Here is an 11,931-nt window from a genome sequence, read left to right on the forward strand (position 1 = left end):
CTCCCTACTGATCGACGCGCGTCCACACCTGCGTCTCGCCGAACATCGGCGAGCCGACATAGCCGCGCAGCCGCAATGTGCCGTCCGGCTGAAGGTTGATATTGGCGCTGTATACCTTGCCGTTCTCGCCATTGTAGATCTGGCCGCCCTCGTAGGCGTTGGGATCCGAGGTCTTCTTGAAGCCCCAGATCAGCGGCATGCCGAGCACCTTGCGCGCGCGCAGCGCAGGATCGGTGTTGCGATAGTCGGTCGCCACGTCGGGCGCCACGACCTTGCCGTCGGGCCCCTTTGGATTGATCAGCCCGACGACAAAGCCACAGATCGGTCCGCTCGCTGCATCGGCGCACGGCCCGATGCGGACCTTTGCAACGCCGGAGGCGGTGAGCCACGTTCCCATGACCGACGGCGTCTGCGCCGACGCGCCGAACGCGACCATGCAACAGACAGCCACGATGGCAAGTTTCTTCATTCCTTCCTCCCCTCCGTCGGTGGCGATGCCGCCGACAATTCCGCGAGAACGTCAGCTGCCAGCCGCCGATCGATCTCGCGCCGTTCGACCAACGCCCGGCGGTCCAGCGCCGCCACCACATGTCGTGCCGACTCGGCCGACCGCTCCATGTGGGAGACCAGATAGTGCACGACGCCCGCGCCGGCATGCAATTGCCGGTCGGCGAGCTGCTTCAGGATGATCGAGCCCAGCAGATCGTCATCCGGAGGCGCAACCGCCACCGCCGGCGCCGCACGCAACCGGGAGGCAAGATCCGGCAGGGTGATCCGCCAATGCGCAGGCGGGTGCTCGGCGATCAACAGCAGCGAGCCGTGCCGCTCACGCATCAGATTGTAGAGATGGAACAGCGCGCGCTCGGGAGCCCGATCGGCATGTTCGATGGCAATGGCGTGCGAGGCGTCGGACAAGGCGGCGAGATCGGCGACCGTCTTGCCGTCGAGGTCCCGACCTTCAATGATCGGTGCCCGGGTGCCTGCCGCCCAGATGTGCCCGAGATGAGTCTTGCCGCATCCGGCCGGCCCGCAGAGCGCAAGCACAGGCGCGGGCCAGTCCGGCCAGCGATCGATCCACGCCAAGGCCTCGCGGTTGCCGGCGGTCACGACGAAGTCCCCGCGCGCATAGGTCGGCGGGGGCAGTGCCAGATCAAGGATGAGCTGGTTCACCATGGCAAGGTCACCGCCCTTCACTCGATGTCGGCTCCACGATAGAGCGCGCTCGCATGATAGCGCGCCAGGAGATGGCGCACGATCACGCCGACGACGGAGGCGGTCGGCACCGCCACCAGCACGCCAACGAAGCCGAACAGCGAGCCGCCCGCCAGTAGTGCGAACATGATCCACACCGGGTGAAGGCCAACCCTGTCCCCAACCAGCTTGGGCGACAGCACGTTGCCCTCCAACAAATGTCCGATCAGGAAAACTGCCGCCACCTTCACGACGGAAATCCAGTCGGGCGGGAACTGCGCCAGCGCCATGCCGAGCGCCATCGTGGCACCGACCAGCGTGCCGACGAACGGGATGAAGGAGATCAACCCCGCGATCAGGCCGATGACGAAGCCGAACTGCAATCCGACGAGCGACATGCCCGCGCCGTAGATCGTGCCGAGACAGAGACAGACCAGCGCCTGGCCGCGCACGTAGCCGGCAACGGCCGCATTCGACTCGCGCGCGAGCTTGCGCACCGTGTCGGCATGATCTCGCGGCAGGGCGTTGTCGATGGCGGCCAGTACCTTCGGCCAGTCGCGCAGGAGGTAGAAGGTCACGACCGGGGTCAGAAACAGCAGCGCCAGAAGGTTGATCACGGCGGCACCGCGCTGTGCCACGCGGCTGGCCACGCCTCCCAGGATGGCGAGCGCCTGCCCGGCCCATTGCGAGGCCTCGGCCTGGAGGTCGCGCAAACTGAGCGGCTCGAGTCCCAGCTTGGCCCGCAGCGGCTCGATCATCGGCTGCAGCCGGGTCGCGGCGTTCACGATGTACTCTGGTGCCTTGCTTACCAGCGCCTCGACCTGGCTGAACACCGGCGGCACGATCGCGAAGGCCGCGCCGATCGCAATCAGCGCCGCGAGAATCGTCACCGTCGTAGTAGCCAGCGTCCGCGACAGGCCGTGCCGCTGCAGCCGCGCCACCACGGGGTCGAAGAAATAGGCGACCACACCGCCGACCACGAACGGCAGCAGAATGTCGTTCAGCAGCCACAGCGTCAGCACGAACAGCGCCGCCGCACCCACCCAGAAGCGCCAGCGACTGGTCGATTCTTGCCGGTTCACCGCAGGGTTCCGCAGGAGCAGATCAGCGGGCCCGCAGCCGCCATTGATCGCCATCCTTGTCGAGCTGCAATCCAGCCTGGGCCAAGGTCTGCTGCAGCTGGTCGGACGTGCCGAAATAGTCGAGGTGCAAGTCGGCGCGATCGGCCTCCAGCGTGCGGACCGATATCTTCTTGACCGCCGGCACCGAGGCCAGTCGCTGGCGGATCTGTACCCAGTCGCTCAGAGCGCGGATCGACACCGTCACGTCCATCGCCGCTTCCGAATCGCGCCGGACGACGGCAATGCTGCGCCATTGCTCGGCGAGCTTGGCATGCATGGCCTTGGCCGCATCCGCGAGTCCCTGCGCATCGTTGACCGATACCTTCGGGATGTCGCTGCGGGCGCCGGTTTGAGTATCGTAACGGATACCGCTGACGGAGAGTGGACCCGACTGCTTGTCGCCCTCGACGATCGCCACGATGATCGTGGGTGCGTGATAGCGTTCGTTCAGCCGCGACAGGGCCGAGACATCGCCGACATACGCCTGTTCGACCGACAGCACGTTCTGGTCGAGCTGGTCGCCGCGCACCACCGTCACCGGCACGGCGCTGCCCGCGGTGTCGAGTCCTTGCCAGGCATCACGCCAGGCATTGCGATCATCCAGCGCCTCGACGCCGTCCTTGTCCTTCCACAGCGGCACGACCAGTGCCGCGCGCGCCACCGTTTCGACGAGACCGATTCCCGCCTCGCCAAGCCATGCCTTGACGGGCTGGGCGCTGAAAACGATGTTCAGCGTCGCCTGATAGTGACTGCCGGCGGCGCGTTCGCGCGCGAACTCGACGCCGCGCACCAGGCTCTGCAACCGAGCATCGTCGAGCGGCGGCACTTTCGCGCGATCTTCCGCCGCGACCATGCGGTCGATGAGCATCTTCACGGCTTTCCGCTCGGCCTCCAGGATACCCTGGTCGCGCGCCTTGACGGCGTCCGTGCCGGTAATGTCGACCTCGACACCGGGGATCGTGTAGGTGTTGTTGCTGGCGATTTGCGCCTGCGCACGCCCGATAGTGGCAACAACCGCCAGCATGACGGCGAGAATCGTGGAAAACCAGCGGGCTGGCGGCATTGCGGGAGTCCGGTTTTTGGCTATGTTCGCGCCACCTATCTAGCACGAATGAGCCCGGCTTGAAGCCCGACGCCCCCGGACACAATCGCCCGCCGCTGACCTACAAGGACGCGGGAGTAGATATCGACGCGGGCGATGCGTTGGTCGAAGACATCAAGCCGCTGGCGCAGAGTACCCATCGCCGCGGTGTCATGGGCGGTCTGGGTGGCTTCGGCGGACTGTTCGACCTCAAGGCGGCGGGCTTTAGCGACCCCATCCTCGTGTCCGGCACGGACGGCGTCGGCACCAAGCTCAAGGTAGCGATCGAAGCGGGTATCCCCGACACCGTCGGCATCGACCTCGTGGCGATGTGTGTCAACGACATCGTCGTGCAAGGCGCCGATCCGCTCTTCTTCCTCGACTACTACGCCACCGGCCGTCTCGAGATCGACACGGGCCGCCGCATCGTTTCCGGAATCGCGGAGGGCTGTCGCCGCGCCGGTTGCGCGCTGATCGGCGGCGAGACCGCGGAAATGCCCGGCATGTATGGCGAGGGCGACTACGATCTTGCAGGGTTCGCCGTGGGCGCCGTCGAGCGCGCGCAGCTGTTGCCGCGGGCGGACATCGCCGCGGGCGACGTCGTGCTGGGCCTCGCGGCCAGCGGCACGCATTCCAACGGCTATTCGCTGGTGCGCAGCGTCGTGAAGCGCAGCGCGCTTCGTTACGACGCACCCTCGCCGTTCGGCAGCGGCTCGCTGGGCGAGGCCCTGCTCGAACCGACGCGCATCTACGTCAAGCAGCTCTTGTCGGCGATCCGGGCGACCGGCGCGATCAAGGGGCTGGCCCACATCACGGGCGGCGGCCTGCCGGGAAACGTCCCGCGCTGCCTGCCCGGCGGCTTGCGGGCGCGGCTCGACGCACGGCAATGGGACGCACCTGGCGTGTACGGTTGGCTGCGCGAGGTCGGGAACGTGTCGGTCGACGACATGCTGCGCACCTTCAACTGCGGCATCGGGATGATTGTCGTAACCGCGAAGAACGACGCGGCGCGGGTTGCCCAGGCACTCGTCGATGCCGGCGAGACCGTGAGCGAGATCGGTATCATCGAGCGCGCGCCGGGTCTCGAGGCGGACTGCGTGGTCGAACATGCCGCGAGCCTATGGCGAAGCTGAGGGTCGGGATCCTGATCTCTGGGCGCGGCAGCAACATGGCTGCGCTGATCCGGGCGGCCGACGAACCGGACTATCCTGCCGAGATCGCCTGCGTCGTCAGCAACATCGCGGACGCTCCCGGCCTTGGGATCGCCGACAAGGCCGGTGTCGCCACCGCCGTCGTTTCTCACCAGGGCTACCCCAATCGCGAGAGCTTCGATCGCGTCCTGTCAACGACGCTCGAGCGGCACGGCGTCGAACTGGTGGCGCTTGCGGGATTCATGCGAATCCTGGACCGCTGGTTCGTCGAGCGCTGGGCCGGCCGGTTGATCAACATCCATCCCTCGCTGCTGCCGGCGTTCAAGGGCCGGCAAGTGGAGCGGCAGACCATCGAGGCCGGCGTCCGGATCAGCGGCTGCACGGTCCACCTGGTCGTTCCCGATCTCGACGCAGGACCGATCGTTGCCCAGGCGGCGGTGCCGGTGCTACCCGGCGATACCGAGCAGATGCTTTCTGCGCGGATCCTGCGCCAAGAGCACCATCTCTATCCGCTGGTCGTGCGCTGGTTCGCGGAAGGGCGCGTGGTCGAGACGGATCGCGGTGTCGAGGTTAAAGGCGTGGCGCCCGGCGGCACCCTGCTCTTTTCCACCGAACCCTAGTCCGCTATAAAACTGCCCAGAAGTTCACACGGGGGAGCCTCGATGGCCGAAGCAACTCAGGACGAGTACCGCGCGCACCAGGACACCTATCAGGCCTTCGGCAAGCTGGTTCTCTTCATGATCCTCTGGCTCGTGCTGCTGCTGAGCACCATGGCGCTGGGACTCGTGGGCCATGTGCCGGTCCTCGCGTTGCTTCTCGGCATCGGCGGCACGTTGGCGCTGATCATAGGCTTTGCCGTCCTGGGTTGACGGTCGCCGGACAGCCAAGCAAAAGGCGGCCTCTTCAGGCCGCTTTTTTCATCGCCTGCTTCCGCTCAGCCGACGATTTCGGTGCCCGAAAAGAAGTACCCGATCTCGACCGCGGCGGTCTCCGGCGAATCGGAGCCGTGCACTGAATTGGCTTCGATCGACTCGGCAAAGTCCTTGCGGATGGTGCCAGGCGCGGCGTTGGCCGGATTGGTGGCGCCCATGATCTCGCGATTCGCGGCGATGGCGTTCTCGCCTTCCAGCACCTGGACCACGACCGGGCCCGAGGTCATGAACGTGCAGAGATCTTTGAAGAATGGTCGCTCCCTGTGCACGCCGTAGAACTGCTCGGCCTGCTTGCGGCTCATCCAGAGCCGCTTTTGCGCCACGATGCGCAGGCCCTTTTCCTCGAAGCGGGCATTGATCTTGCCGGTCAGGTTCCGGCGCGTCGCGTCGGGCTTGATGATCGAGAAAGTGCGTTCGACGGCCATGAATCCCTCTTGCCAGTCTCAATTGAGCGAGTGGGCGCGCCTTATAAAGACGAGGGTCGGCACCGGCAAGCCGGCCAATCGCCTTGGTTCGCCCCCCTTGCACATGGTAAAGCCCCGCCGCCTCATGCTGCACATCACCGATCTCTCCTTCCGCCATGGCGAACGCATCTTGTTCGATCGCACCTCGGCGGCCTTCTCCGACGGCTGGAAGGTCGGCCTGGTCGGCCGCAACGGCGCGGGCAAATCGACGCTGCTCAAATTGATCCAGGGTGAGCTCGAGGCCGACGGCGGCGATATCAACCTCATGGGCCGCACGCGCGTCGGATCCGTGCCGCAGGATCCTCCGGGCGGCGACATCAGCGTGCTCGACGCGGTGCTCGCGGCCGATCTCGAGCGCACCCGGCTTCTGGCGGAAGCTGAAACCTGTCACGACGGCCTGCGGCTCGCCGAGATCCATATGCGGCTCGAGGAGATCGCGGCGGCCTCCGCGCCGGCACGCGCTGCCTCGATCCTGAACGGCCTCGGCTTCGACAACCAGGCCCAAGGCCGGCCCTGCGGTGAATTTTCCGGTGGCTGGCGCATGCGCGTGGCGCTCGCCGGCACGCTGTTCAGCGATCCCGATCTCCTGATCCTTGACGAGCCTTCGAATCATCTCGATCTCGAGGCGCAGCTTTGGCTCACCGAACATCTCAAGCGCTTTCGCCACACGCTGCTGATGGTGAGCCACGATCGCGACCTCCTGAACGACGTGTGCGATCACATCGTCCATATCGACCAGCAGAAGCTCGTCACTTACAGCGGCAACTACGACACGTTCGAACGCACGCGCGCAGAGCGGCTGGAGAATGACGCCGCGCAGCAAGCCAAGCTCGCGGCCCAGCGCAAGCACATGCAGGCCTTCGTCGACCGCTTCCGCTACAAGGCGAGCAAGGCCCGCCAGGCCCAGTCGCGCCTCAAGATGATCGAGAAGCTGGGGCCGGTGGCCGCCGTACCGGTCGAGGAGCGCATCGCCTTCAATTTCCCGGCACCGGACCAGCTCGCCTCGCCGATCGAGATACTCGACGAGGTGAGCGTGGGCTACGCCGAAGGTCCTGCCGTGCTGCGCAAGCTCGATCTGCGGCTCGACATGGACGACCGCATCGCGCTTCTGGGCCAGAACGGCAACGGCAAGTCGACCTTCATCCGCCTCCTCTGCGACCGGCTGATACCGCGGGAAGGCACCATCAAGCGCACGCCCAAGCTGCGCATGGGCTACTTCTCGCAGGACCAGGAGGAGGCGCTCGACTACGGCGAAACGGCGTTCGACCACATGAACCGCGCGCTTGGTCCCGGCGCCGGCGAAGCGAAGGTACGGGCCCAGCTCGGCCGCTTCGGCTTCTCGCGCGATCGCGCCGACCTCAAGGTGGGCGTGCTGTCGGGCGGCGAGAAGACACGGCTGCTGCTGGCGCTCGCCACGCGCAACGCGCCGCATCTGCTGCTGCTCGACGAGCCGACCAACCATCTCGACATGGATGCCCGCGCCTCCCTGATCGACGCCCTCAACGATTTCGACGGCGCCGTCGTCCTGGTGAGCCACGATACGCATCTCGTGAAGATGGTGGCCGATCAGCTCTGGCTGGTCGCCGGCGGCACGGTGCGCCCGTTCGACGGCGACATCGACGATTACCAGGCCCGGCTTCTGCGCGAACGCGGTACGCGCCCCGCCAGGGAGGTGAAGCCCAGGAAGGAGAAGCCGGTGCCCGCTCCCGTGCCGGCGGAGAAGCCCAGGCGCGGCCGCCTCAAGCGCACGCTGGAGAAGGCCGAGAAACTCATCGGCGAGCTCACCAGGCAGCGAAGCGAGCTCGAAGCCAGGCTCGCCGATCCCGCGACCTATTCATCGGCGCCCCCGGCGCTCGCCGCCGAGTTGCAGAAGGAAAAAGTGCGGCTGGAGCGCGAACTCGCCCACGCCGAGCACGAATGGCTGGCGGCGCAGGAAGCCTACGAGGCAGCGTGACCGCTTACTCTGCGGCGGCCGGCACGGGCGGCGCGGACGCCTGGCGGATGAGCATGACGATGCCGGCATTCACCACGTAGAGGCCGGTCGCGATCCAGAACATCATCGCGGGCTCGCCGAGGTTCATGAGCTGGCTGAACACCAGCGGCGCCAGGAACGAGCCGAGGTCGAGGCCCGAGTAAACGAAGCCGAACACCTTGCCCGATGCGCCCGCCGGCGTCGCATGGCGCACGATCATGTCTCGCGACGGACCTGTCGTGCCGCCGGCGAAGCCCGCCATCGCCAGAACCAATGGGAGCAAGGCGGCCGAGACGGTTTGCGTGGCGACTGGCAGGGTGAGCGCCGCGGCTGACAGGAGACCGATGGCCGCAACCCGCTCGTGATGGTGGACGCGGTCGGCGAAGTAGCCGCCGACCAACGTGCCCGCGGCCGAGCCGATCACGAACACCATCAGGCAGATGGCGGCATAGTTCTCGGTCACGTCGAACATGTCCTTCCAGGCCGGCACCGCGAACTGCTGGATACCGACCGTGTTGGTCGAGAGCAGCGCGAAGTAGCCGAGGCAGAGCAGGATCGGCGTCTGCAGGAACAGCGACCGCGCCGAGACCCGGCCTTCCGCCGCGGCCAGGCTGCGCGCCTTGATGCGGTGATCGACAAGGTCGGTCCGATGCACGAGCACGAGGACGGACAGCACGAGCCCGGGAATCGCGCCAATGAGCGCGGCGCCGACCCAGCCGAACAGGTGGTCGAGGAAATACATCGCCGGCCCGGCCGCCCAGCCCAGCGAGCCGCCGAGGCCGTGGATGCTGAAGGCGCGGCCGAGCCGCTTCTGGTTCACCGAGGCGTTCAAGAGCGCGAAGTCGGCCGGATGGAACACGCAGTTGCCGAGGCCGCCCAGGACCGCGATCGCGGCAAAGGCCGGAAAGGAATGCGCCACGGAAATCAGGCCGAGCGTCAGACCGAGCGCGGCAAGGCCGCCGGCAAGGATGGGCCGCGCGCCGAAGCGGTCGACCGCGAAGCCTGCCGCGGTCTGACCGAGGCCCGAAACGCCGTAGAACAGACTGCCCAGCAGCCCGACTTCCGTGAAGCTGAGACCTGCCGCATCGCGCACGATCAGCAGCATCGTGACGAAGGCGAGCTGATAGTAGTGGCTGGTGCCGTGGGCCACGCCGATCAGACTGATGACCCGGACATCGCGGCCGGCGGGAACGGCGACTGCTGCAGACATTCACGACCTCTTGTTGCAATCGATCATAGACGATCCGGCCGGCAGCGGACTGCGGAAATGCGCGCAGGAGCCATGCAAGCGTGATGACGCGCGGCGCGAGCGCGGGCTAGTCTCCCCGCGCACAGCAGGGAGGAACGTCATGAAGCGCTGGAAGCATCGACCCGAAGGCTCGACCTGGGGCGACTGGGGCGACGACGACCAGCTCGGCCGCCTCAACCTCATCACGCCGAAGAAGGTGCTGGAAGGCATCGCCGAGGTGAAGGAAGGCCTCTCCTTCTGCCTCAGCCTGCCGCTCGACCTGCCCGGCGGCAACGTGCTCAACCCGCGTCGCTTGCCGCCGGTACTGTCGCCGACAGGCGACGAGAACGGCTGGCGCTTCAACTTCCTCACCAACACGATCAATCCGCTGTTCATGGATGTCACCAGCGACGATCGCGTGATCCTGACGCTGCAATACTCGACGCAGTGGGACACGCTCGCCCATGTCGGCGGCATGTTCGATGCCGACGGCGACGGCGTGCCCGAGCCGCTCTACTACAACGGCTTCAAGGCCGGCACCGACGTCGTCGGCCCGCAGCAGGATGCCGGCCGCGACGGCTGCGGCCACATGAGCTACGCCCACAAGCTCGGCGTCGAGAACATGGCGGCCAAGGCGATCCAGGGCCGCGCCGTCATGGTCGACCTCGAGAAGCACTACGGCCGCGACCACAAGTACGTCAGCTACGGCGACTTCAGGCGCGTGCTCGAGGCCGACAAGGTCGTGGTCGAACCGGGCGACATGCTGCTGCTATACACCGGCTTCACCGACGAACTCGCGAAGATGGACAAGAAGATCGACCCGGCGCGTTGCCATGCGATGTGCTGCGTGCTCGACGGCCGTGACCCGCGGCTCCTGCAATGGATCACCGACAGCCAGATCTCGGCCCTGATCGCCGACAACTACGGCGTCGAGGCCGTGCCGGCCAGGCCCGGCCCGGACGACACCGGACATCCCTGGCTGCCCATCCACAACCACTGCCTGTTCAAGCTCGGCCTGAATCTCGGCGAGATCTGGTGGCTGAAGGACCTGGCGCTGTGGCTGCGCGAGCGCAAGCGCTCGCGCTTCCTGCTGACCGCACCGCCGCTGCGCCTGCCCGGGGCCGTCGGCTCGCCGGCCACGCCGGTGGCAACGGTCTGATCGCGCATGGCTGCGTCTTCCTTCGCCGCGCTCGTGGCCAAGGGCCTGACGACGCAGCCGTTCGCACTTGTCGATGTCGGCTGCTCGGGCGGCATCGATCCCAGATGGCGGATCTTTGAGCCAAACCTCAGGATCCTGGGCGTCGACGCCAGCGAAGCCGAATGCCGGCGGCTGAGCGCGACCGAGCGCAACGCCGACGCCGAATACGTGGCGGGGTTCGCCGGCCTGCCGGAGGGTCATCCTTATCGTCACAAGACATCGGTCGAGCCGGTCGCCGATCTGATCAAGCCGCGCCTGAGCTACATGCGCACGCGCGAGATCCGCCGGGAATGGCTGGCCAAGGCCCCGCACGACGAGCGCATGCGTCAGAATGAATGGCAGACGACCGAGCTGGCCGATGCGTCAAGACCGATCGTCGTTCCCGAGCTGCTGGCCCGGCGAGGCTGGAAGGATGTCGACTATCTCAAGATCGATATCGACCGCGACGATCTCGAGGTGCTGATGAGCTTCGACGGCCGGTTCGAGGAGTTCGGGCTGATCGCCGTCCAGCTCGAGGTGATGTTCATCGGCTCGGACTCTGCGTTTCAACACACGTTCCACAACACCGACCGCTTCATGCGGCGCCAGGGGTTCGAGCTGTTCGATCTCGAGGTGCGGCACTATTCCACGCGCGCGCTGCCCGGGCGTTACATCTGGCCGACGCCGGCGGAGACCGAGTTCGGCCGGCCGTTCATGGGCGAGGCCTACTACGCGCTCGATCCCGCGGCCGGGCACGGCGGCCGGCGGACACTCGATGCCGGGAAGCTGGCCAAGCTCGCAGCGATCTTCTCGCTGTGGAACGTGCCCGACGCCGCGGCCGAGCTGCTGCTCGCCAAACGGGCCACGTTCGAGCCCCTGTTCGTCGTCGACCGGGCACTCGATGACCTGGCGGCCCAAGCGCAGCCCGACCGGATGCGGCCGCGCTCCTATGCCGCCTACCTGGCCGAGTTCGAGAAGGACCTGCCGTCCTTCTATCGCCGCGAAGGCGCGATCGGGATTGGTGAACGCCTTTGGGCCGCCTGGCGGGCCTTCCGCCATCCACGGCGCTGATAGCGGATCGGACTCTAGGCTTTCTTCTCCCAGCCGCTGCTGGTCTGCTGCCAGTAGATCACGGTATGGCCGGCGGCCTTGTAGGCCTTCCAGCGCTCGCGCGCCTCGGCCACCGCCTGCTCGTCGCGGCCGTCGAACAGCTCGAAGCAGCGCTTGTAGGCGTCGAGTCGCTCGGAGCGCGCATGGTCGGCCATGAACAGGAAGGTCGCGCCGTTCGGATTCTCGTCGAGATGCGTCAGCCAGACCGGCTGACGGTCGGCGTCGCCGTCCTTCGCCGCGCCGTGCGGCAGGAAGCCGTCGGGATCGTAGGTCCAGAGATGGGTGTTGAGCGCATCGACCCGCTCCGCCGAGCCCAGCATGACCACCGCGCGCTCGCCCGCCTGCAGCGTCTTGACCAGCAGACGCGGCAGCGTGTCTTCGAGCGACGTCCGGGTCAAATGATAGAAGTTGACCTCGCTGGGCACGGCCCGCGTCAGCGCTCGTGGTTGTCGGCGATCCAGCGGTCGAGCAGCCGCACGCCATAGGCGGTGGCGCCCTTGGGCG

The 11,931-nt window shown here is 66.8% G+C and carries 13 protein-coding genes; 6 read left to right on the forward strand and 7 right to left on the reverse strand.

Annotated features, from left to right (window positions below):
* Window positions 1-4: 4 nt before the first annotated feature.
* Genes VH499_RS04320 through VH499_RS04335 form a run of 4 tightly spaced genes read right to left on the reverse strand, consistent with a single transcriptional unit; the run spans window position 5 to window position 3,375 of the window.
* The gene (locus VH499_RS04320) at window positions 5-469 is read right to left on the reverse strand and encodes a DUF2147 domain-containing protein (RefSeq protein WP_332051460.1); all 465 of its coding nucleotides are present in this window, start codon (window positions 467-469) and stop codon (window positions 5-7) included.
* Window positions 466-1,194, reverse strand: coding sequence for a DnaA ATPase domain-containing protein (locus tag VH499_RS04325; protein WP_332051461.1), 729 nt, complete (start codon window positions 1,192-1,194; stop codon window positions 466-468). Before VH499_RS04325 ends, VH499_RS04320 begins: the two co-directional genes overlap by 4 nt.
* Window positions 1,191-2,273: an AI-2E family transporter gene (locus tag VH499_RS04330; RefSeq protein WP_332051462.1), complete on the reverse strand. Its 1,083-nt coding sequence runs from the start codon at window positions 2,271-2,273 to the stop codon at window positions 1,191-1,193. The genes VH499_RS04325 and VH499_RS04330 overlap by 4 nt, the downstream gene beginning before the upstream one ends.
* Window positions 2,274-2,295: 22 nt before the next feature.
* The gene (locus VH499_RS04335; RefSeq protein ID WP_332051463.1) at window positions 2,296-3,375 is read right to left on the reverse strand and encodes a DUF2066 domain-containing protein; all 1,080 of its coding nucleotides are present in this window, start codon (window positions 3,373-3,375) and stop codon (window positions 2,296-2,298) included.
* Between the two features lie 59 nt (window positions 3,376-3,434).
* On the opposite strand from VH499_RS04335, the gene purM reads away from it, so the two are divergent.
* From purM to VH499_RS04350, 3 genes are read left to right on the forward strand one after another with little or no spacing between them, the layout of a single operon-like run.
* Window positions 3,435-4,526, forward strand: coding sequence for a phosphoribosylformylglycinamidine cyclo-ligase (gene purM / locus VH499_RS04340; RefSeq protein ID WP_332051464.1), 1,092 nt, complete (start codon window positions 3,435-3,437; stop codon window positions 4,524-4,526).
* Window positions 4,514-5,164 carry a phosphoribosylglycinamide formyltransferase gene (gene purN / locus VH499_RS04345; protein WP_332051465.1) on the forward strand — a complete coding sequence of 217 codons (651 nt, stop codon included), beginning with the start codon at window positions 4,514-4,516 and terminating at the stop codon, window positions 5,162-5,164. The genes purM and purN overlap by 13 nt, the downstream gene beginning before the upstream one ends.
* Before the next feature lie 42 nt (window positions 5,165-5,206).
* Entirely contained in the window at window positions 5,207-5,413 is a 207-nt protein-coding gene (locus VH499_RS04350) for an aa3-type cytochrome c oxidase subunit IV (protein ID WP_332051466.1), read from the forward strand.
* Between the two features lie 65 nt (window positions 5,414-5,478).
* Here the strand turns inward: VH499_RS04350 and ndk are convergent, their stop codons facing one another.
* Window positions 5,479-5,901 (reverse strand): nucleoside-diphosphate kinase, encoded by a 423-nt coding sequence (ndk, locus tag VH499_RS04355; protein ID WP_332051467.1) that lies wholly within the window; start codon window positions 5,899-5,901, stop codon window positions 5,479-5,481.
* Window positions 5,902-6,025: 124 nt separating this feature from the next.
* Between ndk and VH499_RS04360 the strand changes: the two genes are divergently transcribed.
* A complete protein-coding gene (locus VH499_RS04360; protein ID WP_332051468.1) occupies window positions 6,026-7,894 on the forward strand; it encodes an ABC-F family ATP-binding cassette domain-containing protein in 1,869 nt (622 codons plus the stop codon).
* A gap of 4 nt (window positions 7,895-7,898) precedes the next feature.
* On the opposite strand, the gene VH499_RS04365 is transcribed toward VH499_RS04360, so the two are convergent.
* Entirely contained in the window at window positions 7,899-9,122 is a 1,224-nt protein-coding gene (locus VH499_RS04365; protein WP_332051469.1) for an MFS transporter, read from the reverse strand.
* Between the two features lie 139 nt (window positions 9,123-9,261).
* On the opposite strand from VH499_RS04365, the gene VH499_RS04370 reads away from it, so the two are divergent.
* Window positions 9,262-10,299 carry a cyclase family protein gene (locus VH499_RS04370; protein ID WP_332051470.1) on the forward strand — a complete coding sequence of 346 codons (1,038 nt, stop codon included), beginning with the start codon at window positions 9,262-9,264 and terminating at the stop codon, window positions 10,297-10,299.
* Window positions 10,300-10,305: 6 nt separating this feature from the next.
* Window positions 10,306-11,388: a hypothetical protein gene (locus tag VH499_RS04375; protein ID WP_332051471.1), complete on the forward strand. Its 1,083-nt coding sequence runs from the start codon at window positions 10,306-10,308 to the stop codon at window positions 11,386-11,388.
* Window positions 11,389-11,402: 14 nt separating this feature from the next.
* Here VH499_RS04375 and VH499_RS04380 read toward each other — a convergent pair.
* Window positions 11,403-11,931, reverse strand: a 529-nt coding sequence (locus VH499_RS04380) for a DNA polymerase III subunit chi (protein ID WP_332051472.1), incomplete at its 5' end; no start/stop codon positions are given.

Origin of the sequence: Reyranella sp., assembly GCF_036558665.1 — a bacterium.
GTDB lineage: Bacteria > Pseudomonadota > Alphaproteobacteria > Reyranellales > Reyranellaceae > Reyranella.